Here is a 25,281-nt window from a genome sequence, read left to right as displayed (position 1 = left end):
TTCCCTTCGGACGGGCCCACCCCGTCCCCGCACCACCCCGTCCCCACCCCCATCCCCCGGAGGAACCGCCATGCCGGACACCAAGGGCACCACCGACACCATCGACACCCCGGGCTTCGACTTCGACGTGATCATCGTCGGCGGCGGCCCCGTGGGCATGCTGCTCGCCTCGGAGCTGCGCATCGGCCGCGCCAAGGCCGTCGTCCTGGAGAAGCTCACCGAGCGCACCCCGCACTCCAAGGCGTTCGGGCTGCACGCGCGGTCGCTGGAGTCGCTCGACCGCCGCGGACTCGCCGACCGCTTCCGCGAGGGCGCCCGCTCCTGGAACAACGGCCACTTCGCGGGCCTCGACGTCTGGGTCGACTTCTCCCTCCTGGACAGCGCCCACAACTACGCCCTGCTGTCCGAGCAGACCCGCACCGAACGGCTGCTGGAGGAGCGCGCGGAGGAGTTCGGCTGCACGATCCGCCGCGGCCACGAGGTCACGGCCGTCCGCCAGGACGAGGACGGCGCCGAGGTCGACGTGACCGGCCCCGACGGCCCGTACACCCTGCGCGCCCGGTACGTCGTCGGGACCGACGGCGGCCGCAGCCTGGTCCGCAGGTCGGCCGGGATCGCCTTCCCCGGCACCGGCGGCCGCGTCACCGCGCGGCTCGCCGACGTCGTCCTCGCCGACCGCGAGAACGCCCCCATGGGCATGGAGCGCACCGAGCGCGGCCTGCTCTTCTGCGTACCGCTCGACGACACGTACCACCGCGTCGCCACGTTCGACTACGAGCAGGGCAAGGAGACGGGCTCCGAGCTCGGCTTCGAGGAGTTCAAGGACAGCGTCCGCACGATCTGGGGCGACGACATGGGCGCCTCCGAGCCGCGCTGGCTCTCCTGGTTCACCGACTCCGCCTGCCAGGCCGAGACCTACCGCGACGGCCGGATCCTGCTCGCCGGCGACGCGGCCCACACGCACTTCCCGGTCGGCGGCCAGGGGGTGAACCTGGGCCTCCAGGACGCGCTCAACCTGGGCTGGAAGCTCTGCGCCGACATCAACGGCTGGGCCGGCGAAGGGCTGCTCGACACCTACGACGCCGAGCGCCAGGAGCCCGCGCGCCAGGTCCTGGCCAACACCCGCGCCCAGATCGCGCTGATGAACCCCGACCCCTACGTCACCCAGCTGCGCGAGCTCTTCCAGGACCTCATGCGCAAGGACCAGGTGAACCACCACATCGCCGAGATGCTCAGCGGCGTACGGGTCCGCTACGACCTGCCGGGCCCGGCCCACCGCCTGCTCGGCGACTTCGCCCGCGACCTGCGACTGGAGACGGAGGAGGGGCCCAGGACCCTCCCGAAGTTCCTGCGGCGCGGCAACTTCGTCCTGCTCGACCTGGCCGGACGGCCGGAGATCGCGGAAGAGTACGCGAAGTGGGCCGCGCCGCTCGACTGGGCCGGGCGCGTCCGGCACGTCGTCGCCACGTGCAAGGACGAGCCGGAGCTGGCCGGCGCCCTCATCCGCCCGGACGGCTACGTGGCCTGGGCCGCCGACCGCGACGCCTCCCCCGCCGAGATCGCGGAGGGACTGCGGACGGCGATCGAGACCTGGGCCGGGATCACCGACCCGACCCGCGCGGTCTTCAGCTGACCCCCACGGCGTCCCGCACGGGAACACCCCGCACCGGGGGCGCCCGTGCGGGACGCCGCACGTAAGGGACTGGCAAAGAATCCCCGCATCCCCCATAAGATGTGGACCGACAATCAAATGCATGCAAGCATGCATACGTTGCTTCCGAGCCCCAGCGATCCGCGACGGCTCGACCGAACCCCGTTGGGAGAAAACATGCGCATCGTCCGCCACTACGAGCACGGCGCGCCGTCCGTGCTGCGCCTCGAAGAGGTGGAGAAGCCGCAGCCCGGCCCGGGTCAGGTCCTGATCCGTGCCGAGGCCATCGGCGTCACCTTCGCAGAGGTCCAGCGCCGCCAGGGCATTCCGATCGGCGGCCACGCCGGGCTCCCCGGCGCCCCCGGCGGCGATGTCGCGGGCACCGTCGAGGCGCTCGGCGAGGGCGTCACCGGCTTCGCCGTCGGCGACCGCGTCGTCGGCGACGTCGACCGGGACGCCTACGCCGACTACGTCGTCACCGGCACGGACTGGCTCATCAAGATCCCGCAGGACCTCGACGCCGCCGCGGCGACCCTGCTCCCGAGCCCGGCCCAGACCGCGTACCACGCGATCAAGGAGGCCGGCCGCCTCCGGCCCGGCCAGAGCATCGTGATCGACGCGGCCTCCGGCGGCGTCGGCCACCTGGCCGTCCAGATCGCCAAGGCCCTCGGCGCCGGCAAGGTCATCGCGACCGCGAGCACGCAGGCCAAGCTCGACTTCGCCCGCGAACTCGGCGCCGACGTCACCGTCAACTACACCGACGAGGACTGGACCGACCAGATCCTCGCCGCCACCGACGGGCGCGGGGCCGACATCGTCCTGGAGACCGTCGGCGGCGACGTCCTGCTCAAGTCGCTCGGCATCACCGCCCAGTTCGGGACGCTCGTCTTCTACGGTTCGGCCTCCGGCGACATCCCGGACCTGCCCACCCTCGCGCTGTCCCGCATGAAGAACGTCGCGGGCTTCAGCCTCTACGCCATGCTCTACAACAAGCAGGACGCCGTGGCCGAGGGGCAGCGCCACCTGCTCGACCTCATCGCCTCCGGCGAGGTCAAGCCCGTCGTGCACGACCGGCTGCCGCTCGACGAGGCGGTCAAGGCCCACGAGTTGCTGGAGGCACGGGCCCAGCTCGGCAAGATCGTCCTCGTTCCCTGACCCACCGCAGGACAGCGCCACCGCCCGTCGGAACCACCGCCGGGCAGGCGGTCGGCCGGCCCGGCCGACCGCCCCGCGCCCCGAGCGGCGCGGCACACCACCCGCCGCACGACGCGGCGCGGCACCACGACTTCCCCTGAGCCCCGTGCGGGGCCGAGAGCCAGGTGACACCGGACGCGGCGTCCGGTGCGACGGGGAGCACCCACCGACCAGAAAGGCGGCACCACCATGTCCGCTCCCACTCCCCCGGCCCCCGGGGGCCCGCACCCCTCCGGCACCAGGACCACCCCGGTCATGGTCGCCTGCATGCTCTCCGCGTTCGTGGCCATCCTCGACCTGCAGATCGTCTCCACCGCCCTGCCCCGCATCGCGGGCGACCTCGGCGGCATCGACCTCTTCGCCTGGGTGACCATCGCCTACGTCATCGCCTCCAGCGTCACCACGCCGATCTACGGCAAGCTCGGCGACCTCTTCGGCCGCAAGGTCACCTACCTCTCGGCCATGGGTCTGTTCCTGCTCGGCTCCGCGCTCGCGGGCGCCGCCGGCAGCATGGAGCAGCTCATCGTCTTCCGCATCGTGCAGGGGCTGGGCGCCGGAGGGCTGTTCGTCTCCGTCCTCGCGATCATCGGCGAGCTGTTCACCCCGCGCGAGGGCGCCAAGTACTACGGCATGTTCGGCATGGTCTTCGCCGGCGCCTCCCTGGCCGGCCCGGCCGTGGGCGGTCTGCTCACCGACGCGCTCAGCTGGCACTGGGTCTTCCTGGTCAACCTCCCCGTCGGCGCCGTGATCGTCGCCCTGCTGGTCAAGTACCTGCACCTGCCCCGGAAGGCCGCCGCGGGCGCCAAGCTCGACTACGCGGGCATCGTGACGCTCTCCGCGGCCATCATCGCCCTCACCCTGCTCACGTCCTGGGGCGGCGTCGAGTACGCCTGGACCTCCCCGCAGATCATCGGGCTCGGCCTCGGCACCCTGGTCTTCCTCGGACTGTTCGTGAAGGCCGAGTCGACCGCCTCGGAGCCGATCGTCCCGCTGCGCCTCTTCCGGGACTCCACCTTCACCATCTCGCTGCTCGGCACCACCATCTGCGGCATCGTCTTCGTCGGCGCGGTCCAGTTCCTCGCCCTGTACGTCCAGGTCGCCACCGGCGCCAGCCCCACCGCCTCCGGCTTCATCCTGCTGCCGATGATGATGGGCCTCGTGCTCTCCTCCGTGGGGTCGAGCCGGATCATCATGAAGACCGGCACGTACAAGATCTTCCCGATCCTGAGCATGGCGCTCGGCATCGTCGGAGCCCTCCTGCTGTCCACCATGGACTCGGACACCCCGCGCGTGCTCACCATCCTCTACATGGTGGTCTTCGGCTTCGCCTCGGGCCTCTCGGCCCAGGTGTTCACGCAGGCGGCCCAGAACACCGCGCCCCCGCAGGACATGGGCGCCGTCTCCGGCACCGTGACCTTCGGCCGCTCCTTCGGCACCTCGATCGGCATCTCGCTCTTCGCGGCCGTCTTCTACGGACGGCTCACCGACGAACTCGCAGCCCGGGTGCCGGACGGCGCCCTCGACGGCATCGACCGCAACTCGCTCTCCTCGGACACCGTCCTCGCCACCCTCGCGGACCCGGTGCGCGGCGCCGTCGAGGACGCGTACGCGGCCTCGCTCACCCCGGTGTTCACCACCGCCGTGCCGATCCTCGCGGTGGGCCTGGTCCTCACCCTGCTCATGAAGAACCTCACGCTCCGCTCCCGCCACCACGGCGCCGACGAGCCGGCCGAGAGCCCGGCGCCGGCCGCCGCCGACGGCACCCCCGAGACGGCCTGATCACATACATCCCCCGCATGTGACTCACGGCCGAAGTGCCGCCCCACCGCTCCGCGCGGCCGGGGCGGCACTTCTCCATGTCCGGGGCCCGGGGCGGGCGTCGCGGGGGCTGCAGAGCACTTCGAGCGGGACTCCACGCGCACCGTCCATCGTCAGGGGAGGACCCGAAGCGGTCCCCTGACGGCTCGCTAGGAGGCTCGCGTGACAACGACCGATGACCGTACGACGGCCGCGGCGGTCGACCCCGGTCCGCTGATCAAGCTGACCATCGCGGACTGCGCGGCAAAGGTGCTGCACAGCGCGGTGGCGCTCGGGGTGTTCGGCGCCCTCGCCGACGGCCCGGCCGACGCGGACCACGTCGCCGCCGCGACCGGCCTGCACGAACGCATGGCCCCCGACTTCCTCGACGCGCTGGCCGGCCTGGGCCTGCTGGAGCGCACGGGGGACCGGTACGGCAACAGCCCGCTGGCCGAGGCGTACCTCGTGCCGGGCACCGCCACGTATCTGGGCGGCTTCGTCGAGCTGACCAACGAGACCCTGTACGGCACCTGGGGGCGGCTGACCGAGGCGCTCACCACCGGGGCCCCGCAGCACCTCGACCCCGACAAGGGCGGCTTCGTCGGCGACCGGCACAAGGACCCGGAGAAGATGAAGCGGTTCTTCGCGGGCCTCGACGCCTACAGCGACCGCATGGGCGTCGAGATCGCGCGCGCCGTCGACTGGAGCCGCCACGCCTCCTTCACCGACCTCGGCGGCGCGCGCGGCAACCTCGCCGCCGTCCTGGTCAAGGAGCACCCGCACCTCGCGGCCGGGGTCTTCGACCTGGAGCGCACCCGCCCGCTCTTCACCGAGCACACCACCCGCCTCGGGCTCGACGGCCGCGTCGCGTTCACCGGCGGCGACTTCTTCACCGACGACATCCCGAAGGCCGACGTCATCGTGCTCGGCCACATCCTGCACGGCTTCGACACCGACCGCCGCCGCGAACTGCTGAACCGCGTCTTCGCCGCGGTCAACCCCGGCGGCCGGGTGCTCGTCTACGACCGGATGATCGACGACGAGCGCCGCGATCCCGAACGGCTGCTCTCCAGCCTGCACATGCGCCTGGTCAGCCAGGACGGTTCCGAGTACCGCGTCGGCGACCTGCGCACCTGGCTCGCCGGGGCCGGATTCGCCGACAGCACCGCGCAGCCGCTGCTGGGCACGCACACGCTGGTCACCGCCGTCCGATGACCGCCCGGACGCAGCCGCCCGCCCCGACCACCCAAGGAAGCAGCATGAGCCAGGAGAACGTGCCCGTCCTCATCGTCGGCGGTGGCCTGACCGGGCTGTCCGCCGCCGTGTTCCTCGCCCACCACGGGGTGCGGGCCACGCTCGTCGAGCGCCACCCCGGCACCTCCACCCACCCCAAGGCGCGGGCCATCAACCCGCGCACCATGGAGCTCTACCGCGCGGTGGGCATGGAGGAGCGCGTCACGGCCGGCCGTTCGCCGATCTCCGGCAACACCGACCTGGTGCACGTCGAGACCCTCGCCGGCGCCGAGCGGGTCCGCATGCCCAACGCCTCCGTCGAGGACATCAGCCGCATCAGCCCGGCCCGGTGGACCCTGATCGACCAGAACCAGCTCGAACCCATCCTGCGCGCGCGGGCCGAGGAGGTCGGCGTCGACCTGCGCTTCCACACCCGGCTGGACGCCGTCACCGAGACCGCCGACGGCGTCACCGCGACCCTCACCGACGTCGGGACCGGCGAGAGCACCGAACTGCGCGCCGCGTACGTGATCGCCGCGGACGGCAGCCGCAGCCCGGTCCGCGACCTCCTCTCCATCGGCTCCCACGGCCGCGGCACCCTCACCAACCTGGTCAGCTTCTTCTTCGACGCCGACCTGGAGGAGCCGCTGCGCGGCCGGAAGATCATCGCCGCCTACGTCAACAACCCCGAGGTGCGCGGCACGATCATCCCGCTCGACAACGACCGCAAGTGGGTCATCAACGTCTCCTTCTTCCCCGACAAGGGCCAGAGCGCCGAGGACTTCACCCCGGAGCGCTGCGTCGAACTGGTCCGCGCCGCCGTCGGCGTACCGGATCTGGAGCTGACCCTCGACTCGGTCGACATGCCCGCCTGGGACATCTCGGCGCGGGTGGCGGACACCTTCGCCCGCGGCCGCTTCCTGGTGGCCGGGGACGCCGCGCACGTGATGCCGCCCACCGGGGCCTTCGGCGCCAGCACCGGCATCCAGGACGCCTACAACCTGGCCTGGAAGCTCGCCCTCGTGCTGGCGGACAAGGCCGGGCCCGAGCTGCTCGCGAGCTACGACGCGGAACGCCGCCCGGTCGCGGAGGAGACCGTCCGGCAGGCGATGCTGCGGTTCGCGGTCCGCGAGGGCAAGCAGTTCCAGGACGTCGCCAAGGACCTGGTCGACGAGATGACGATGACCTTCGGCTACGTCTATCCGGCCGGCGCGTTCACCGGAGAGGGCGCCGGGGCCGGGAACATCACCGAGGAGCCCGACAAGCCGAGCGGCCGCCCCGGCGCACGGGCCCCGCACGTCGTGATCGAGGGCGCGCACGGGCCGTTCTCCGCAGTGGACCTCTTCCCCGTCGGCTTCACCCTGCTCACCGCGGGCGCGTCCGCTCCCTGGGCGGCTGCGGCCGACGCGGGCCGGGAGCTGGGCCTGGTCCTCCAGGTGCGCGGCGTCGGCGCGGGCGGCGACTACGCCGACACCGAGGGCACGTTCACGGAGCGCTACGGCGTCGCGGACGGCGGCGCGGTCCTGGTCCGCCCGGACGGGGTGGTCGCGTGGCGCGCCGGGAGCGCCCCCGAGGGCGATGTCGCGGCGACGGTGACGGGCGTCCTGCGGCGGATCCTCGCGCTGGACTGACCCGGAGCACGCCGCACACGCGACCGGCGCGCCTCCCCCGGATCGGGGAGGCGCGCCGGTTCTGCGTGCGGGCGAACAGGGCGGCGGGCCGGCCCTCGGACGGAGGGCGGCGGCGCGGGCGACGGGGCGGCGGCGGTCCCTCCGACCGCCGGAGCCGACGCGAACACGTCGGCGGGGCCGCCCCCGACGGCCCCGCCGCTCCCCCGGTGCCGCCGTCTCAGGCCGGGCGCCCCAGCAACCGGTGGACGACCGCCGAGAGTTCGACCGCCGGGTCCGCCGGCTGCCCGGCCGCGCGCCAGGCGACGAACCCGTCCGGGCGGACCAGGACCGCGCCGCCGGTCGTGATGCCGTACTTCTTCAGGAAGCCCTCGACCGTCTCGACCGGCTCCTCACCGCCCACCCGGTGGAAGTCGACCACGAGGCCGGTGAGCCGGGACACCTGGGCGGCCGCCCGCTCCCACAGCCCGGCGTCCGGGCCGGCCAGCAGCCACCAGCCGCCCCTGAGCAGGTCGTGCAGCGGGGTGTCCACACCGCCGACGCGCAGCTCGACGTGGGGCGCGCGGGCGCCGGGGCGGCCGGACGGCTGGGTCGGGTCCTCCACCGGGGGGCCGTCCTCGCCGCCGGACTCCGCCAGCACCCCGGCCGAGCGGTAGACGTGGCCGAACAGCACCGTGGTCTCCGGCCGGTGGCGGGCCGCGACCTCCTCGTCCAGACCGCTGCGCTGCAGGTAGCGGATGACGCCCTGCTCCACGGTGAACTCCGCGACCGGGACGCGCTCCTCCTCGTAGGTGTCCAGCAGGGCGGGGTCCGCCTGCCCCCGCAGGACCGCCGCCAGCTTCCACGCCAGGTTGTGCGCGTCCTGCACCCCCATGTTGCCGCCGAACCCCCCGGTGGGCGGCATCACATGGGCCGCGTCACCGGCCAGGAAGACCCGTCCCGAGCGGAACCCGTCGGCGATCCGGGCCGCCACCTCCCAACTCGTGCTGGACTCCACGGCCACGTCCAGATCCGGTACGCCCACCGCGGCGCGCACCATGGCGACGCAGTCCTCCTCGGAGTACGCGGCGTGCGTCTCCTCGGGCGGCAGGCTCGGAGCCAGCACCCAGCGGTCCCCGTCGTCGAGCCGGCCGAGGACGCCCTTGACCCGGTCGTTGCTGACGAAGCAGAGGAAGAACCGGCGCTCCGCCACGTACGGGTCGAGCGCGGCGTGGAAGATGACGTTCATCTGGCGGCCGAAGACGCCCTGTCCGTGGGTGCCGATCCCCAGTCCGTCGCGGACGGTGCTGCGGAAGCCGTCCGCCGCGACCAGGTACGCGGCCTCGACCTCGGTCTCCTCTCCCCCGCGCACGTCCCGCAGCACCGCGGTGACCCCGTCGGCGTCCTGCTCGTAGGACACCATCTCGGTGGCGAACCGGATGTCCGCGCCCAGCTCCTCGGCCTTGGCGCGCAGCACGGGCTCGAACCGGTCCTGGCCGATCAGGGTCCAGCCGGTCGTGCTCACCTCGTTCGGGTCGTGCCGGAACGGCCCGTCGAACCGGCCCAGTTCACGGCCCGTCAGCGACTCCACCTGGAGGATGTCGCCGTACTGCGCGTGCGGGTTCTCCCGCGCGCGCACCTTCTGCTCCAGCCCCAGCGCGCGCATCAGCTCCATCGTGCGGGGGCTGGCCGCCTGGGCCCGGGGGTGCGCCGAGATGTGCGTATGGCGCTCCACCAGGATCGACCGGATGCCCTGCTGGGCGAGGAACAGGGCCTGGGCGAGGCCCACCATGCTGCCGCCCACGATCAGTACGTCGGTTCGCTCCGCCACCGGATGCGCTCCCTTGTCTCGATGCGGTTGTGACGCGGTGCCGGTCCGTGCCGGGTGCGGCGGTGACGCGACGCCGTCGCGTCCGGGTGCGCCCTTGTCGTTCCGGCGCGGCTCGGGCACTCCCCGCCAGCGAACACGCGGCGGCTAGAGGACCGCTCGGGCTGCGGACGCGCCCGCCGCCGGTCCCGTACGGCCTCCGGCGGCGGGCCCCGGCGTGCTGGCCGCCCCGTCCAGACCGCTTCGAGCGGCGCGCGAGGCGCGGCTGCCACCTTCGGAGCGCCGCTGAACGCCGCTGGACGGGAGGAACCGGGGACATGGTGGAAACCCTGAGTGTGCTGGTGCTGTTGGGCACCGGCCTGGTGGCGGGGGTGCTGTTCGCCGTGGCGGTCAGCGTCATGCCCGCCCTGATCGCGATGGAGCCGGAGCGCTACGTCGACACGCACAAGCTGCTCGGCAAGCGGTACGACCGCATCATGCCGTTCATCGTGAGCGGCTCCGTCGTCATCGACGCGGCCTTCGCCGTGCGGGCGGACGCGACCGGGCCGCGAGTGCTGTTCATCGCCGCCGCCCTGGCCATGACCGGGGTCGCCGTCGTCTCGCAGACCCGCAACGTGCCCATAAACAACCGGGTCAAGAAGACGCGGCCCGACGAGCTCGGGCCCGGCTGGGAGGACCCGCGCGGCCAGTGGCGGGACTGGCATCTGCTGCGCACCTGCTTCGCCGTCGCCGGCTGCTCCCTGACCGCCGCCGCGGTGGTGCTGTCATGAGCACCGGAACGGGCGGCGGCACCGGAAGGAGCGCCGACGCCGGAACGGGTCTCCCGGTCATCTCCCGGGTCCTCCCGCCCGTCGCGGAACGGGCCGCCGCGAACGCCCGCATGGTCGCCCTGCTGACCGGCCCGGAGCCCGGCCCGGTCTCCGAGCACCTGGCCCTGCTGCACTTCACCGGCCGGCGCAGCGGCGCGGCGCACACCGTCCCGGCGGGTCTGCACCGCGTCGGGGGCGGGCTGTTCGTCGCCACCGGCAGCCCCTGGCGGCACAACTTCGCCGGCGGGGCGCCCGGCGAGATCACCTGGCGCGGCAACCGCTCCCCCGTCCGCTTCACGCTGGTCACCGACGGGGAGCGGACCGCCCGCGGCTACCACGAGCTCTACGAGCGCTACGGCCCCGAGGCCGCCCAGCGCCGCCTGGGCATCACCGTGGACGCCGCCGCCACGCCCACCCCGGCCGACTTCCGGGCCGCCGTCACCGGCATCCCGCTCGCCCTGGTGGCCGTGGACCTCCTGACCGCATCCGTCACGAACGAGAGGACCTCCCGATGAGCGCAATCGCCGGCTGGGTCGACTTCGAGCGGGACCTGTCCCCGCAGGCCGCGACCGTCGAGACCATGGCGGCCGCCCTGGCCCACCGCGGCCCGGACGGCCGGGGCGTCTGGGCGGAGGGGCACGCCGCCCTCGCGCACCGGCGCCTGGCCCTGCTCGACCTGACGGAGACCGGCGCGCAGCCGGCCGTCCACACCACCGAGGGGGGCGCCGCCGTCGCCGTCCTCACGCTCGACGGAGCGCTGACCAACCACACCGAGCTGCGGGCCCGACTGGCCGCGAAGGGCCACCGGTTCACCGGCCGGGGCGACGGCGAGACCGCCCTGCACGCCTATCTGGAGTGGGGGGCGGACTTCCTCACCCGCCTGGAGGGCCTGTTCGCGATCGCGGTGTGGGACGTACGCCGCCAGGAGCTGCTGCTGGCCCGCGACCGCCTCGGCGTCAAGCCGCTGAGCTATTACCCGACGCCCACCGGGGTCCTGTTCGGGTCCGAGCCCAAGGCGATCCTGGCCCACCCGGACGTCGACGCGGTCGTCGACGCCGACGGGCTGCGCGAGCTGTTCGCGCACAGCCGCAAGCCCGGCACCGGCGTCTTCCGGGGGATGCGCGAGGTCGTCCCCGGTCACGCCCTGATCGTCCGCCGCCCCGGCAGCCGGGAGCAGCGGTACTGGTCGCTGCCCGCGCGGGAGCACACCGACAGCCTCGACACGACCGTCGCCACCGTGCGCGGCCTGCTCGCGGACGCCGTCGCCTCCCACACGCGCGCCGACGCCCCGGTGGGCGCCATGCTCTCCGGCGGCATCGACTCCAGCGCCCTGAGCGCCCTCGCCCACCGCGACCTCACCGCCGCCGGCTCCGGCCCGCTGCGCACCTTCTCGGTCAACTTCACGGGGTACACCGAGAACTTCGAGCCCCACCCCACGATGCGCTCGACGCCCGACGCCCCGTTCGCGGCCCTCGCCTCGCGGCACATCGGCTCCCGGCACACCGAGTTCCTGCTGGACACGGCCGCCCTCACGGACCCCGGGGTGCACACCGCCGCCCTGCGCAGCCAGGACGCCCCCTCGCCGCTCGGCGACATGGACGTCTCCCTCCTGCGGTTCTTCGCCCGGCTGCGCGAGGAGGGGTTCGCGGCCGTGCTCTCCGGCGAGACCGCAGACGAGGTCTTCAACGGCTACTTCTGGGCGTACGACCCGAAGCACAGCAACTCGCAGACCTTCCCCTGGGTCTCCTTCGAGCGCGGCCACGACGCCGCGGCCGGCGGGCTCGGCACCTCGATGATCGACCGCGAACTGCGCAAGCGGCTGGACTTCCTGGGCTACGCGGACCAGCACTACCGGGACGCCCTCACCGAGGTCCCGCACATCGACGGGGACACCGCGGCCGAACGCCGGGCTCGCGAGGTCACCTATCTCGCGCTGACCCGCTGGGCCCCCACCCACCTGGACCGCGCCGACCGCATGAGCATGGCGCACGGCGTCCAGCTCCGGCCGCCCTTCTGCGACCGGGCGCTCGTCGAGTACGTCTACAACGTGCCGGCCGCCATGAAGCGGGTGGACGGCGTCGAGAAGAGCCTGCTGCGCTCCGCCGTCGCCGACCTGCTGCCCGACGAGGTCCTGCACCGCCGGAAGAGCGCCTACCCCACCACCCAGGAGGCGGCCTACGGCGACTTCGTGCGCCAACGGTTCGCCGAGCTGGCCGCCGACCGGGACGCGGCCGTGGCCGGGTTGCTCGACACCACCGCCACCGCCGAGGCGGTGGCCGCCGACGGCTCCCCGCAGGGCGCCTTCGCGTGGGTCGAGCGGGCCGGCATGGAGATGGCGCTCCAGCTCGACACCTGGCTCACCGACTACCGGGTCGACCTGCGGCTCTGAGGCCGCCGGAGACCGGTCCAGGCCGGTTCGAGACAGCTTTGAGAACCGCCCACGAGGGTGGTTCCAGGACCGAAAGCGCAAGGAGGGCACCGTGCACCGCACCCTGATCGTGGCCAGGATGAACCTGGCGGACGCCGAAGGCGTCGGCAAGGTCTTCGCCGACTCGGACAGCACCGACCTGCCGCACATGGTGGGCGTCTCCCGGCGGACGCTGTTCGCCTTCCACGACCTGTACTTCCACCTCGTCGAGGCGGAGCAGGACATCAGCCCGAACCTCTACAAGGCCCGCAGCCACCCGCTGTACAACGACGTCAACACCCGGCTGCAGGAGTTCATCTCCCCCTACGACCCGGACTGGCGCGAGCCGCGCGACGCGATGGCCGTCCCGTTCTACTCGTGGACTCCGGAGAGCGGTCCCGTCATCACCCGGCCGGCCGCGCCGAACCTGGGCGGTGGCCGATGACGACCGCGGCGGCCACCCCGGCCAAGGTCAACCTGGCGGAGGTCGCCCCCAACCGCAAGCGCGGCGGCGACATCCGCATCACCCTCAGCCCGCGCACGACCGGCTGCACCTCCGGGTTCGGCGGCACCCTGCGGCTGGAGGCGGGCGAGTACGTCACCGAGCACCTCCACCCGTACTCGGAGGAGTTCCTGCACGTCGTCACCGGCACGCTGGAGATCACCCTGGACGGCGCGCCCGTCGCCCTGGGCCCCGGCGACTCGCTGCTGGTCCCGATCAACATGCGCCACCGCCTGGTGAACACCGGGCCGGAGCCGGCGCAGGTCGTCTTCCACCTGTCGCCGCTCGCGCCCCGCCCGGAGCTGGGCCACGTCGACACCGAGGCCCCGCTCGACGGGAACGGCGCCAACCCCGACGTGGGGGGAGCGCCGTGAGCCGACGCGCCGTCATCACGGGGGTCGGAGCCGTCGCTCCCGGCGGCATCGGACGGGACGCGTACTGGGACCTGCTCGCGCACGGCCGTACGGCCACCCGGCGGATCAGCCGGTTCGACGCGTCGGCGTTCCGCTCGCAGGTCGCCGCCGAATGCGACTTCGACCCGGTCGCCGCGGGGCTGAGCCCGCAGGAAGTGCGCCGGATGGACCGGGCCGCCCAGTTCGCGGTGGTCGCGGCCCAGGAGGCGATCGAGGACAGCGGCATCGACGTCGGCGCGGGCGACCCGGGGCGGACCGCGGTCAGCATCGGCAGCGCGGTCGGCTGCACCACCGGCCTGGAGGACGAGTACGCGGTCCTCTCGGACGGCGGCCGGAACTGGCTGGTCGACCACACCTACGGGGTCCCGCATCTGTACGGCTACATGGTCCCCAGCACGCTGGCGGCCGAAGTGGCCTGGCGGGCGCGGGCGGAGGGCCCGGTGGCGCTGATCTCGACCGGCTGCACCTCCGGTCTCGACGCGATCGCCCACGGCGTGCAGCTCATCGAGGAGGGCGCCGCCGACATCGTCCTGGCGGGCGCCACCGACGCCCCGCTGTCCCCCATCACCTCCGCCTGCTTCGACGCGATCAAGGCGACGACGCCCAACGCGGACCAGGACCCGGGCAGCGCCTCCCGCCCCTTCGACGGCCGCCGCGACGGCTTCGTGCTGGGTGAGGGCTCGGCGGTCATGGTGATCGAGGAGGCCGGGGCGGCCCGCCGCCGGGGGGCCACCGTCTACGCCGAGGTGGCCGGTTTCGCCAACCGCTCCAACGCCTTCCACATGACCGGGCTCAAGCCCGACGGGCGGGAGATGGCCGAGGCCATCCGAGTCGCCCTGGACCGCGCGCGGCTCGACCCCGGCGCGATCGACCACGTCAACGCGCACGGCTCCGGCACCAAGCAGAACGACCGGCACGAGACGGCCGCCTTCAAGCGGTCCCTGGGGCAGCGCGCCCACGAGATCCCGGTCAGCTCCATCAAGTCGATGATCGGGCACTCCCTGGGGGCGATCGGCTCCCTGGAGGTGGCCGCCTGCGCCCTGGCGCTGCGCCACCAGGTGGTGCCGCCCACGGCGAACCTCACGGTCCCCGACCCCCAGTGCGACCTGGACTACGTCCCGGTCACCGCCCGGGAGCACCGCATGGACCACGTCCTCAGCGTCGGCAGCGGATTCGGCGGCTTCCAGAGCGCCATGATCCTCAGCCGGCCCGGAGCCCGTAAGGAGGCGGTCGCGTGAGCGCGCTCGGCCTGCCCGCGGGGCGCCGCAGCCCGGCGGCCGTCACCGGCCTCGGCATCGTCGCCCCCACCGGCATCGGCGTCCGGCGGCACTGGGAGTCGGTGCTGGCCGGCAAGAGCGGCCTCGGCCGCATCACCCGCTTCGACCCGGCCGGCTACCCGGTCGAGGTGGCCGGGGAGGTGCCCGGCTTCACCGCGGGCGAGCAGGTGCCCCGGGGGCTGGTCGACCGGACCGACCGGTTCACCCACTTCGCCCTGGCCGCCGCCGAGGCGGCCCTCGCCGACGCGGACGCCGACCCGGCGCAGCTGCCCGAGTACGACATGGCCGTGGTCACCGCCGCCTCCTCCGGCGGCACCGAGTTCGGCCAGCACGAGATGGAGCGGCTCTACCAGCGGGGCCCGGCGTGGGTCGGCGCGTACCAGTCGATCGCCTGGTTCTACGCCGCCACCACCGGCCAGGTCTCCATCCGCCACGGCATGCGCGGCCCCTGCGGGGTCCTGTGCGCCGAACAGGCGGGCGGCCTGGACGCGTTGGGCCAGTCCCGGCGGCTGCTGGACACCGGCTCCCGGCTGGTGCTCAGCGGCGGCACGGACGCCTCGCTGTGCCCGTACGGGCTGACCGCCCAGCTGTCCACGGGGACGCTGTCGGCCTCGGACGACCCGGCGCGGGCGTATCTGCCGTTCGACGAGGCCGCCGCCGGCTACGCGCCCGGTGAGGGCGGGGCCATGCTCCTCGTCGAGACCGAGCGCGGCGCGCGGGAGCGGGGGGTCCGCTCGTACGGCCGGATCCTCGGCTACGCGGCGGGGTTCGACCCGCCGTCCTCCTCCGGCCGCCCGCCCGTACTGGCCTCGGTCGTCCGCCGGGCGGTCGCGGACGCGGGGATCGGCGCGGACGCCGTGGACGTGGTCTTCGCCGACGCGGCGGGCACACCGGAGCTGGACCGTGCCGAGGCCGCCGCGATCAACGAGGTGTTCGGCGCCGGCCGGGTGCCGGTGACCGCGCCCAAGACCCTCACCGGGCGGCTGTACGCGGGCGGGGCCCCGCTCGACGTGGCGACCGCCCTGCTCGCCCTGTCCGCCGGCGTGATCCCGCACACCCCGGGCGTCGAACGCCCCGCGCCCGGCCTCGGCATCGACCTGGTCGTCGGCGGGCCGCGGCGGACCGGGGCCCGTACCGCCGTGGTGCTCGCCCGGGGTCACGGCGGGTTCACCTCCGCCCTGGTGGTCGAGGGGGGCGACCGAACCGACCACACCGCCTGAGCCGCCCGAGACCCGAGGAGAGAGCACGACATGAGCGAACGCATTGAGGAGGCCCGATTCTGATGGCAGGCCACACGTCCAACTCCATCGTCATCGACGCCCCGATGGACCTCGTCTGGGAGCGCACGAACGACGTGGCGTCCTGGACCGAACTGTTCAGCGAGTACTCCCTCGCCGAGATCCTGGAGGAGGACGGCCCGACCGTCACCTTCCGGCTGGCCCTGCACCCGGACGAGAACGGGAAGGTGTGGAGCTGGGTCTCCCGGCGCACCACCGACGTGGCGTCCCGCACCGTCCGCGCCCACCGCGTCGAGACCGGCCCCTTCGCGTACATGAACATCCACTGGGAGTACGTCCAGACCGACGCGGGCGTCCGGATGCAGTGGACGCAGGACTTCCACATGAAGGACGAGGCCCCGATCGACGACGCGGGCATGACCGACCGCATCAACCGCAACAGCGTGGTCCAGATGGGTCTCATCAAGTCCAGGATCGAGGCCGCCGCCCGCGCGGCGCGCACCCCCTTCGCCGATCTGGCGGGCAAGCGGATCGTGGTCACGGGCGGCTCGCGGGGCATCGGGCGGGGCATCGTGCTCGCCGCCGCCCGGGCCGGCGCGGACGTGGTGACCTGCTACCGCGAGGAGAACGACCACACCGCGTCGCTGGCCAAGGAGCTCGCGCCGCTCCCGGGCTCGCAGCACCTGCTGCGGGCGGACGTGAGCGAGGCGGCCGGCGCCCGGCTGCTGGCGGACCGGGCGCGGGAGCTGCTCGGCGGGCTGGACGCGGTCGTCAACAACGCCGGCGACTTCGCGCCGCAGCCCTACGCGGAGCTGACCGACGCGGCGTGGGCGACGGCGCTGCAGTCGAACCTGACCAGCACCCACCAGGTGATCCAGGCCGCCCTGCCGCTGCTGGGCGCGGGCGGGTCGATCGTCAACCTCGGCTCCACGGTGGCCCGTATCGGCATGGCCGGGGGCGTGCACTACACGGCGGTCAAGCAGGCCCTGGTCGGTCTGACCCGCTCGCTGGCCCGCGAGCTGGGGCCGCGCGGCATCCGGGTCAACACGCTCTCGCCGGGCCGGATCGCCACCGAGGCGCTCGACGCGCTGCCGCCCGAGGAGGCCGCCCGGCAGCGCGCGGTCTTCTCGAAGTTCGCCGCTCTCGGCCGGCTCGGCACCCCGCAGGAGATCGCGGACGTCGTGCTCTTCCTGATCAGCGACCAGTCCTCCTACATCACCGGACAGAACATCCACGTCGACGGCTGCGTGTGAGCCTCCGTCACCCCCTCGGAAAGGACAGGCCCGTGGAACTCGGACTGCAGGGAAAGAAGCTTCTGGTCACCGGGGGCTCCCGGGGCATCGGACGCGGCGTCGTGCTCGCCGCCGCCCGCGCCGGAGCCGACGTACTGACCTGCTACGTGAACGACAGCGAGCACGTCGAGAGCCTGCGCCGGGAGCTGAAGGCGCTCGGCGGCGACCACGAGGTCGTCCGGGCGGACGTGGGCGACCTGGACCAGGTCGACGCCCTGGTCGGGTGGGCCAGGGAGAGGTACGGGAAGCTCGACGGCATCGTCAACAACGCGGGCGTCATCAGCCACATACCGTTCGCCGAGCTCGCCCCCGACGAGTGGTCGCGCGTCCTGGACACCAACCTGACGGCCGCCTACCGCGTCATCCAGCAGTCGCTGCCGCTGCTCGGGTCCGGCGCCTCCGTCGTCAACATCGGTTCGCGCGGGGCCGCGGCCGGCATTCCGCTGCGCGCCCACTACACCGCCGCCAAGGCGGCCATGATCGGCCTGACCCGCTCGCTCGCCAAGGAGCTGGGCGGCAAGGGGATCCGGGTCAACGTGGTCGCCCCGGGCGTCATCGAGACCGAGGCGTTCGACACGATGCCCGCCGAGCGCGCGGAGGGGCTGCGGGCGATGTACGCGCAGAAGACCGCCCTGGCGCGGCTGGGCCGGGTCGACGAGCTGGCCGCGCCGGTCCTGTTCCTGCTCAGCGACCTCGCGGCGTACGTCACGGGCGAGACCCTCAACGTGGACGGGGGCATCTGACGTGTCCGACGCGACGTTCCGGGTGATGCTGCGCATGCAGATCAAGCCCGGCATGGAGGCCGACTTCGAGCGGGTGTGGAAGGAGGTCGGCGGCTCGGTCACCAGCGACCCGGCCAACCGGGGGCAGTGGCTGTCCCGGAGCACGACCGCCGACGAGGACGGCGTCTACTACATCATCAGCGACTGGGTGGACGAGCCGCAGTTCCGCCGGTTCGAGACCAGCGACACCCACCTGTCGCACCGCACCAAGCTGCATCCGTACCGCAGCGGCGGCTCCATGGCGACGATGGACATCGTCGCGAGCCTCTCCGGGGCGGCCGCGTGACGGCCGCGCCCGCCGTGGAGGTGGTCCTCTACCACCTGTCCCCCAGCGGCGAGGACGTGCTGGCGGCCTACCACGAGGCCAGTCGCCGCATGGCGGGCACCCCGGGGCTGCTGGGCAACCAGCTGATGAGCGAGGTGGGCCGCCCGGACAGCTATGTGGTGGTCAGCCACTGGGACGCCTGGGAGTCCTTCGAGACGTGGGAGAGCGGCTCGGAGCACAAGGAGCAGACGGCGCCGCTGCGCGCGTTCCGCGACACCGAGCGGGCCCGCCCGTTCGAGATCTACCGGGTGCTCGCCGCCTACTGAGGCCGGCCCGCGCCGCGGCCGGGGGCTCCGTCCTCCCGCCGCGGCGTGGGCCCTCCTCCGCCCGGAGCCGGACGCCCCGGACCCGATGCCGTGCCCCGGAGAGAAGGAGCAAGCGTGGAGAGCCCGAGCCGTACGCACGACAGCACCACGGGCGCGCCGCCGCCCCCGGCCGAGCGGGCCGCGCGTCCGGCCGTGCCGGCTCCCCCGGGCCCCGGCGCCCGGCGGGCGTTCCTCACGCTGCTCGGCGTGGACCTGTGGGAGCGGTTCAGCTTCTTCGGGATGGCCGCGATCCTGGTGCTCTACCTCACTGCGGCGCCCGCCGACGGCGGCCTGGGCATGGCCCCGCAGACCGCCACCGCCGTGTTCGCCACGTACATGTCGTCGAGCTTCATCGCCGGGCTGCCCGGCGGCTGGCTCGCCGACCGGGTACTGGGGGCGCGCCGGGCGGTGCTCGCGGGCGGCGGGCTCATCGCCGCCGGGCACGCGGTCCTCTCGCTCACGTCCGCCACCGCGCTCTACGCCGGGCTGCTCCTCATCGTCGTCGGCACCGGGCTGTCCAAGCCGTCGCTGGCCGCCATGGTGGCCGCCGTCAGCGGTCCGGAGCGGCGGGAGGCGGCGTTCTCCCGCTTCTACATGTGCATCCAGGTCTCCGCGCTCGTCGCCCCCGTCGTCACCGGGGTGCTGGCCCAGCGGGTCGCCTGGCACCTCGGCTTCGCCGTGGCCGCCCTCGGCATGGCGGCGGGCCTGGCGCAGTTCGGCCTCGGCATGCGCGCCTTCGCCGGGACCGGCCGGGGTCCGGTCCGCCCCCTCGCGCGGACGGAGGCCGCCGCCGCGCTCCGCCGGGCCGGCGCCGTCCTGGCCGTCGCGGCGGCGGCCGTCACCGCGGTCTCGCTCGGCGCGCTGCCGCTCACCGCGCTCCTGGCGGTGCTGGGGCTGGTCACGCTGACGCTGCCGTTCCTGTACCTGCGGGCGCTGCGCCGCCGTACATCCGTGGGAGGCGAGGGGCTCTCCGCGTTCACCGCCGTGATGGGCGCGTCGGCCGCGTTCTGGATGATCTTCGCGCAGAGCGGTTCGGTGCTCACCCTCTTCGCGGAGCGCCACACCGACCGCCTCGTGCTCGGCTTCGACGTGCCGGCGAGCTGGCTGCAGTCGGCGCACCCCCTGTTCGTGCTGCTCCTCGCCCCGTTCGTGACCCGGCTGCGCGGCGGGGTGACCACGAAGGTCGCGGGCTCGCTCGGCGTGGCCGGGCTGAGCTTCGTCGTCATGGCGGGCGCCGCGTTCCTGGCCCGGGAGCAGCGGGTCTCCGTGGCCTGGCTGATCGGGGTGTACCTGCTCTACTCCCTCGGCGAGATCGTCCTCGCCCCGGCCGGGCTGGCGCTCGCGGCGGCGGTCGCCCCGCCCGGCTTCGCCAACCGCTTCCTCGCGCTCAACGGCATGTTCGCGGCGGTCGGCGTGGTGCTGGGCGGGCAGCTCTACCGGCTGACCTCGGTACTTCCGCTGCCCGTCTACTTCCTGCTGATGGGCACGGCCGTCCTGGCGATCGGCGCCGCCCTGGCGGCCCGCGCGCCACGGCTGCGGCCGGCGCTGCCGGAGTGACGGGCCTCGGGCCCGGACGGCCGTGGGCCCGGATCACTGATGATCCGGGCCCACGGTCCTGCGGGTGGCGTGCGCGGTCGTACGGGCGCGTCGCCGCTCGGGCGTCAGCTCTGAGCGGCGGTCGCGTTCCCGTCGGCCTCGGCGGTGGCGGGCGCCTGCGCCTCGGCGCGCTCACGCATCTTGCGCACCAGCTCCTGCTTCTTGTCCTCGGCGACCTTGCGGTCGGCGGTGCGTGCGGCGCCCGCGCCCTGCTGGTCGGCGCGGGACAGCTTCTTGCGCTGCCCGCCGACGCCGAGGAGGTTGTTGCGGGTCTTGGCCATGGTGTTCTCCCGTACGGAAGGTGAAGTGAGTCAGGACAGGTGATCGGGTCCCGGCCGGGCCGGTCCCGGGCTGCGGCGGGGGGTGCGCACCCGCCGCGCTCTCACTCGTAGATCTGGAAGAACGAAGACATGCGGGAACCGTACCGCGCGCCGCGAGCGCGCCGCACCGGATTTTCCGGTCGCGGCCCCGGGACGCCGAGAGGCCCCCGGGCCCTGCGAACCGTCGAGCGGGTCCGGAGGGCCGGGGGCCTCGGCGTCGTACGGGCGTCAGCAGCCGAGCAGACGCGAACCCAGGTACGCCTGGATCTGGTCCAGCGAGACGCGCTTCTGCTTCATGGTGTCGCGCTCGCGCACGGTCACCGCGTTGTCGTCGAGGGTGTCGAAGTCGACGGTGACGCAGAACGGGGTGCCGATCTCGTCCTGGCGGCGGTAGCGGCGGCCGATGGCGCCGGCGTCGTCGAACTCGATGTTCCAGTTCTTGCGCAGGTCGGCGGCGAGGCCCTTGGCCTTCGGCGAGAGCTGCTGGTTGCGCGAGAGCGGCAGGACCGCGACCTTGACCGGGGCCAGGCGGTGGTCGAGGCGCATCACGGTGCGCTTCTCCATGACGCCCTTGGCGTTGGGGGCCTCGTCCTCGACGTAGGCGTCGAGGAGGAACGCCAGCATCGCGCGGCCGACACCGGCCGCGGGCTCGATGACGTACGGCGTCCAGCGCTCGTTGGCCTCCTGGTCGTAGTAGACGAGGTCGGTGCCCGACGCCTCGGAGTGCGCCTTGAGGTCGTAGTCGGTGCGGTTGGCCACGCCCTCCAGCTCGCCCCACTCGCTGCCGCCGAAGCGGAAGCGGTACTCGATGTCGGCGGTGCGCTTGGAGTAGTGGGAGAGCTTCTCCTTCGGGTGCTCGAACCAGCGCATGTTCTCCTCGCGCATGCCGAGGTCCGTGTACCAGTTCCAGCGCTGGTCCATCCAGTACTGCTGCCACTCCTCGTCCTCGCCCGGCTTGACGAAGAACTCCATCTCCATCTGCTCGAACTCACGGGTCCGGAAGATGAAGTTGCCCGGAGTGATCTCGTTCCGGAAGGACTTGCCCATCTGCGCGATGCCGAACGGCGGCTTCTTGCGCGAGGTCTGCTGCACCTGGCCGAAGTTGGTGAAGATGCCCTGGGCGGTCTCGGGGCGCAGGTAGGCGACCGAGCCGGAGTCCTGGGTCGGGCCGAGGTGGGTGGAGAGCAGGCCCGAGAACTGCTTGGGCTCGGTGAAGGTGCCCTTGTTGCCGCAGTTGGGGCAGTTGAGGTCGGCGAGGCCGTTGACCGGCGGCTTGCCGTGCTTCTCCTCGTACGCCTCCTCCAGGTGGTCGGCGCGGTAGCGCTTGTGGCAGGAGGTGCACTCGGTCAGCGGGTCCGAGAAGGTGGCGACGTGGCCGGAGGCGACCCAGACCTCGGGGGCGAGGATGACCGACGAGTCGATGCCGACCACGTCCTCGCGCGCGGTGACCATGTAGCGCCACCACTGGCGCTTCAGGTTCTCCTTCATCTCGACGCCCAGCGGCCCGTAGTCCCAGGCGGCCTTCTGGCCGCCGTAGATCTCACTGCAGGGGTAGACGAAGCCACGGCGCTTGCTCAGGCTGACGATGGTGTCGATCTTGTCGGCGGCCACGGTGCTCTCTTCATACGACGTTGGAATCTGGACAGGTGCGGCGCGAAGCGCCTCGGTGGGGGGTGGTGCTCGGGATACGGGCGGGCGAAGGGCTCAGGGTACCGGCGGGCGCACCCCTCATATCAAATCGGTAAGGGCGTACGGGATCCCGCGCGGCCGTCTCGTGATCTTCCGGGCATCTCATCAGCCTTGTTGACAATCGTTTCCAGTTTTGTTGAAAATGACTGTCATGAACGTACGCCGCCTCATACCCGCCACCGCCGTCGCCGGAGCAGTCGCCCTCGGCCTGACCGCTCTCTCCGCCTGCTCCACCTCCGACGCGGCGGACGGAGGCGACGGCGGCAAGCTGAAGGTGACCGCGTCGTTCTACCCCATGCAGTTCCTGGCCGAGCGGATCGGCGGCGAGCACGTCGCCGTGACCAGCCTCACCAAGCCGGGCGTCGAGCCGCACGACCTGGAACTCACCCCGCGCCAGATCGGCTCCATCAGCGAGTCCGACTACGTCCTGTACCTCAAGGGCATCCAGCCCGCCGTGGACGACGCCATCAAGCAGTCCGGTGTGAAGAACACCGTCGACGCCGCGACCCTCACCACGCTGGAGAACCACGGCTCCGAGGTCAGCGGCCACGACCACGGCCACGAGGGCGAGGAGCACGCGGACGAGCACGGCCACGAGGGCGAGGAAGCCCACGAGGAGCACTCCGAGGGCGACGGCCACAACCACGGCGAGGAGGGCGGCGCCGACCCGCACATCTGGCTGGACCCGGTGAAGTACGCCGAGGTCGCCAAGGGCGTCGGGAAGTCGCTGGAGAAGGCCGACCCCGACCACGCCGCCGACTACGAGAAGAACACCGAGACCCTGGTCGCCGAGTTGGACAAGCTGAACACGGCGTACGAGAGCGGGCTGAAGAACACCGCCACCAAGACCTTCATCACCACCCACTCCGCCTTCGGCTACCTCGCCGAGCGCTACGGGCTCACCCAGCAGGGCATCGCGGGCATCGACCCCGAGGCCGAGCCCAGCCCCGCGCGCATCCAGGAGATCCACACCATCGCGGAGAAGGAGAAGGCCACCACGGTCTTCTTCGAGACGCTCGCCAGCGACAGGACCGCCAAGACCCTCGCGAAGGACACCGGCCTGAAGACCGGCGTCCTGGACCCGCTGGAGGGAATCACGGACAAGTCCCGCGGCGCTGACTACATCGAGGTCATGGAGTCCAACCTCACCGCGCTGCAGAAGGCCCTCGGCGCGAAGTGACCCCTACCGCCCGCACCACCACCGGATCGGAGGCGCTCATGCCCGAGCGTGGGAGCACCCTCGGCGAGAAGGCCCACGAGGCCCTCCAGGAGCCCGTCATAGCCCTGCGCGACGCGACCGCGACCCTCGGCTCGCGCCCCGTGCTGCGCGGCGTGGACCTGACCGTGCACCGCGGCGAGGTCGTCGCCCTGCTGGGCGCCAACGGATCCGGCAAGTCCACCGCCGTACGGTCGGTCATCGGTCAGGTCCCGCTGACCGGCGGGAGCGTGGAGCTGTTCGGCACCGAGCTGCGCCGCTTCCGCCGCTGGGACCGGATCGGCTACGTCCCGCAGCGCACCACGGCGGCGGGCGGCGTGCCCGCCACGATCCGCGAGGTCGTCGCCTCGGGCCGGCTGTCCCGTACGCGGCTGCGGTGGCCGGGGAAGGCGGACCGGGCGGCCGTGGACCGCGCCATCGAGCTGGTGGGCCTCGCCGACCGCGCGAAGGACTCCGTGAGCGCCCTGTCGGGCGGCCAGCACCAGCGGGTCCTCATCGCCCGCGCCCTGGCCTCCGAGCCGGAGGTGCTGATCATGGACGAGCCGATGGCGGGGGTGGACCTGGCCAGCCAGGAGATCCTCGCCTCGACCCTGCGCCACCAGGTGGCCGAGGGCGCGTCCGTACTCCTCGTGCTGCACGAGCTGGGCCCGCTGGAGCCCCTGATCGACCGGGCCGTCGTCCTGCGCGACGGCTGTGTGACCCACGACGGCCCGCCGCCCGAGGCGGTCGGCCAGCACGCTCTGCCCGGCCACGACCACGTACACCCCCACGCGGCCGCCGAGCCCGTCCGGACGGGACTGCTGACCTGATGCTCCTCGAATTCCTCAACCCTCCCTTCATGCAGCGGGCGCTCATCGCGGCCGTGCTGGTCGGCATCACCGCCCCCGCCATCGGCATCTTCCTGGTGCAGCGGCGCCAGGCCCTGATGGGCGACGGCATCGGGCACATCGCGATGACCGGCGTCGGCCTCGGCTTCCTGCTCTCCACCAGCCCGGTCTGGATGGCGACCGCCGTCGCGGTGGCCGGCGCCGTGGTGATGGAGCTGATCCGCTGGTACGGGCACACGCGCGGCGATCTCGCCCTGGCGATGCTGTTCTACGGCGGCATGGCGGGCGGCGTGATGCTGATCAACCTGTCCGACAGCGGCTCCAACGCCAACCTGACCTCGTACCTCTTCGGCTCGCTCGCCACCGTCTCCGAGTCGGACGTCGTCGCGATCTGCGTCCTGGCCGCCTTCGTGGTGCTGGTCACCGTGGGGCTGCGGCGCCAGCTGTTCGCGGTCAGCCAGGACGAGGAGTTCGCCCGGGTCTCCGGACTGCCGGTGCGGTTTCTGAACCTGCTGGTCGCCGTGGTCGCCGCCGTGACCGTGACCGTCGCAATGCGGGTCGTCGGCCTGCTGCTGGTCAGCGCGCTGATGGTGGTGCCGGTGGCGGCCGCCCAGCAGATCACCAAGTCCTTCAAGGTCACCTTCGTGCTGTCGGTGGTGATCGGCACGGCCGTCACCCTCACCGGCACCGTCACCTCGTACTACCAGGACGTTCCGCCGGGCGCGACGATCGTGCTGCTGGCCATCGCGGTGTTCGTCGCCCTGACCGCCCTCGCCGCTCCGCTCGCGCGGCGGCGGGCGCGGGCGAGCGAGACGAAGGGCGCGGAGTGCACCCTGGAAGTACCGAAGGCCCGCCGGGACCGGGACGACGTACGCGTGTGAGGGACGCGACGGCCGCGACAGCGGTGTGTGTGACGGAGTCGCACCGTACGTGTTCGCCGGGAGGGACCGGCCGGGCTGGCACAATGGCCCGA

General features: G+C 73.0%; 23 protein-coding genes and 1 pseudogene. 21 read left to right on the top strand and 3 right to left on the bottom strand.

The genetic code is table 11. The features are described 5' to 3' along the window. Window positions 1-70 precede the first annotated feature (70 nt). The 5 genes from IF19_RS0109240 (at window position 71) to IF19_RS0109220 (ending at window position 7,506) form a co-directional block, all read left to right on the top strand. Entirely contained in the window at window positions 71-1,633 is a 1,563-nt protein-coding gene (locus tag IF19_RS0109240) for an FAD-dependent monooxygenase (RefSeq protein WP_032748095.1), read from the top strand. 195 nt (window positions 1,634-1,828) lie between these two features. Then, entirely contained in the window at window positions 1,829-2,806 is a 978-nt protein-coding gene (locus tag IF19_RS0109235) for a quinone oxidoreductase family protein (protein ID WP_030193725.1), read from the top strand. A gap of 228 nt (window positions 2,807-3,034) precedes the next feature. Further along, window positions 3,035-4,624, top strand: coding sequence for an MDR family MFS transporter (locus tag IF19_RS0109230; RefSeq protein ID WP_078580562.1), 1,590 nt, complete (start codon window positions 3,035-3,037; stop codon window positions 4,622-4,624). Between the two features lie 201 nt (window positions 4,625-4,825). Then, window positions 4,826-5,857 carry a methyltransferase gene (locus IF19_RS0109225; RefSeq protein ID WP_050493798.1) on the top strand — a complete coding sequence of 344 codons (1,032 nt, stop codon included), beginning with the start codon at window positions 4,826-4,828 and terminating at the stop codon, window positions 5,855-5,857. Between the two features lie 44 nt (window positions 5,858-5,901). Further along, window positions 5,902-7,506: an FAD-dependent oxidoreductase gene (locus IF19_RS0109220; RefSeq protein ID WP_030329582.1), complete on the top strand. Its 1,605-nt coding sequence runs from the start codon at window positions 5,902-5,904 to the stop codon at window positions 7,504-7,506. Between the two features lie 217 nt (window positions 7,507-7,723). Here IF19_RS0109220 and IF19_RS0109215 read toward each other — a convergent pair whose 3' ends face one another. After that, the gene (locus tag IF19_RS0109215; RefSeq protein ID WP_030277168.1) at window positions 7,724-9,313 is read right to left on the bottom strand and encodes an FAD-dependent monooxygenase; all 1,590 of its coding nucleotides are present in this window, start codon (window positions 9,311-9,313) and stop codon (window positions 7,724-7,726) included. Window positions 9,314-9,627: 314 nt separating this feature from the next. Here IF19_RS0109215 and IF19_RS0109210 point away from each other — a divergent pair, with 314 nt between their 5' ends. From IF19_RS0109210 to IF19_RS0109155, 13 genes and pseudogenes are all read left to right on the top strand, one after another. Next, window positions 9,628-10,080 carry an anthrone oxygenase family protein gene (locus tag IF19_RS0109210; RefSeq protein WP_030119109.1) on the top strand — a complete coding sequence of 151 codons (453 nt, stop codon included), beginning with the start codon at window positions 9,628-9,630 and terminating at the stop codon, window positions 10,078-10,080. Continuing rightward, window positions 10,077-10,634 (top strand): hypothetical protein, encoded by a 558-nt coding sequence (locus tag IF19_RS0109205; protein WP_030119110.1) that lies wholly within the window; start codon window positions 10,077-10,079, stop codon window positions 10,632-10,634. The genes IF19_RS0109210 and IF19_RS0109205 overlap by 4 nt, the downstream gene beginning before the upstream one ends. Then, window positions 10,631-12,508 (top strand): asparagine synthase (glutamine-hydrolyzing), encoded by a 1,878-nt coding sequence (asnB, locus tag IF19_RS0109200; RefSeq protein ID WP_030119111.1) that lies wholly within the window; start codon window positions 10,631-10,633, stop codon window positions 12,506-12,508. The genes IF19_RS0109205 and asnB overlap by 4 nt, the downstream gene beginning before the upstream one ends. A gap of 91 nt (window positions 12,509-12,599) precedes the next feature. Then, window positions 12,600-12,971 carry a TcmI family type II polyketide cyclase gene (locus IF19_RS0109195; RefSeq protein WP_030119112.1) on the top strand — a complete coding sequence of 124 codons (372 nt, stop codon included), beginning with the start codon at window positions 12,600-12,602 and terminating at the stop codon, window positions 12,969-12,971. Further along, entirely contained in the window at window positions 12,968-13,402 is a 435-nt protein-coding gene (locus IF19_RS0109190) for a cupin domain-containing protein (RefSeq protein ID WP_030119113.1), read from the top strand. Before IF19_RS0109195 ends, IF19_RS0109190 begins: the two co-directional genes overlap by 4 nt. Continuing rightward, window positions 13,399-14,679, top strand: a complete 1,281-nt coding sequence (locus tag IF19_RS0109185) for a beta-ketoacyl-[acyl-carrier-protein] synthase family protein (RefSeq protein WP_030119114.1) — start codon at window positions 13,399-13,401, stop codon at window positions 14,677-14,679. The genes IF19_RS0109190 and IF19_RS0109185 overlap by 4 nt, the downstream gene beginning before the upstream one ends. Continuing rightward, complete coding sequence (locus IF19_RS0109180) at window positions 14,676-15,938, top strand: ketosynthase chain-length factor (RefSeq protein ID WP_030119115.1); 1,263 nt, start codon at window positions 14,676-14,678, stop codon at window positions 15,936-15,938. The genes IF19_RS0109185 and IF19_RS0109180 overlap by 4 nt, the downstream gene beginning before the upstream one ends. A 62-nt stretch (window positions 15,939-16,000) precedes the next feature. Next, window positions 16,001-16,462, top strand: a pseudogene (locus IF19_RS1000000138165) (SRPBCC family protein); the annotation flags it as partial. A gap of 27 nt (window positions 16,463-16,489) precedes the next feature. Beyond that, window positions 16,490-17,209 (top strand): SDR family NAD(P)-dependent oxidoreductase, encoded by a 720-nt coding sequence (locus IF19_RS1000000135990; RefSeq protein WP_234307102.1) that lies wholly within the window; start codon window positions 16,490-16,492, stop codon window positions 17,207-17,209. Window positions 17,210-17,241: 32 nt separating this feature from the next. Continuing rightward, window positions 17,242-17,991, top strand: a complete 750-nt coding sequence (locus tag IF19_RS0109170) for an SDR family NAD(P)-dependent oxidoreductase (RefSeq protein WP_030119117.1) — start codon at window positions 17,242-17,244, stop codon at window positions 17,989-17,991. A gap of 1 nt (window position 17,992) precedes the next feature. Further along, window positions 17,993-18,316 carry an antibiotic biosynthesis monooxygenase family protein gene (locus IF19_RS0109165; RefSeq protein WP_359245230.1) on the top strand — a complete coding sequence of 108 codons (324 nt, stop codon included), beginning with the start codon at window positions 17,993-17,995 and terminating at the stop codon, window positions 18,314-18,316. Continuing rightward, window positions 18,313-18,621, top strand: a complete 309-nt coding sequence (locus IF19_RS0109160) for an antibiotic biosynthesis monooxygenase family protein (RefSeq protein WP_030119119.1) — start codon at window positions 18,313-18,315, stop codon at window positions 18,619-18,621. Before IF19_RS0109165 ends, IF19_RS0109160 begins: the two co-directional genes overlap by 4 nt. Window positions 18,622-18,735: 114 nt before the next feature. After that, window positions 18,736-20,217 carry a peptide MFS transporter gene (locus IF19_RS0109155; protein WP_050493797.1) on the top strand — a complete coding sequence of 494 codons (1,482 nt, stop codon included), beginning with the start codon at window positions 18,736-18,738 and terminating at the stop codon, window positions 20,215-20,217. Between the two features lie 104 nt (window positions 20,218-20,321). Here the strand turns inward: IF19_RS0109155 and IF19_RS0109150 are convergent, their stop codons facing one another. Together IF19_RS0109150 and IF19_RS0109145 are read right to left on the bottom strand one after the other, a co-directional pair. Then, window positions 20,322-20,537 carry a DUF6243 family protein gene (locus IF19_RS0109150; RefSeq protein ID WP_030119123.1) on the bottom strand — a complete coding sequence of 72 codons (216 nt, stop codon included), beginning with the start codon at window positions 20,535-20,537 and terminating at the stop codon, window positions 20,322-20,324. 267 nt (window positions 20,538-20,804) lie between these two features. Then, complete coding sequence (locus IF19_RS0109145) at window positions 20,805-22,187, bottom strand: glycine--tRNA ligase (RefSeq protein ID WP_030119124.1); 1,383 nt, start codon at window positions 22,185-22,187, stop codon at window positions 20,805-20,807. A 229-nt stretch (window positions 22,188-22,416) separates the two neighbouring features. Here IF19_RS0109145 and IF19_RS0109140 point away from each other — a divergent pair, with 229 nt between their 5' ends. From IF19_RS0109140 to IF19_RS0109130, 3 genes are read left to right on the top strand one after another with little or no spacing between them, the layout of a single operon-like run. Next, a complete protein-coding gene (locus IF19_RS0109140) occupies window positions 22,417-23,445 on the top strand; it encodes a metal ABC transporter substrate-binding protein (protein ID WP_030119125.1) in 1,029 nt (342 codons plus the stop codon). 38 nt (window positions 23,446-23,483) lie between these two features. Beyond that, window positions 23,484-24,290: a metal ABC transporter ATP-binding protein gene (locus IF19_RS0109135; RefSeq protein WP_030119126.1), complete on the top strand. Its 807-nt coding sequence runs from the start codon at window positions 23,484-23,486 to the stop codon at window positions 24,288-24,290. Then, a complete protein-coding gene (locus IF19_RS0109130) occupies window positions 24,290-25,189 on the top strand; it encodes a metal ABC transporter permease (RefSeq protein ID WP_030119127.1) in 900 nt (299 codons plus the stop codon). The genes IF19_RS0109135 and IF19_RS0109130 overlap by 1 nt, the downstream gene beginning before the upstream one ends. Window positions 25,190-25,281 lie beyond the last annotated feature (92 nt).

The sequence above is a fragment of the Streptomyces californicus genome, assembly GCF_000717645.1.
In the GTDB taxonomy this organism is placed as follows: Bacteria; Actinomycetota; Actinomycetes; order Streptomycetales; family Streptomycetaceae; genus Streptomyces; species Streptomyces californicus.
Note: the sequence above shows the minus strand (reverse complement) of the source record. Positions and strands in the feature narration are given on the sequence as shown.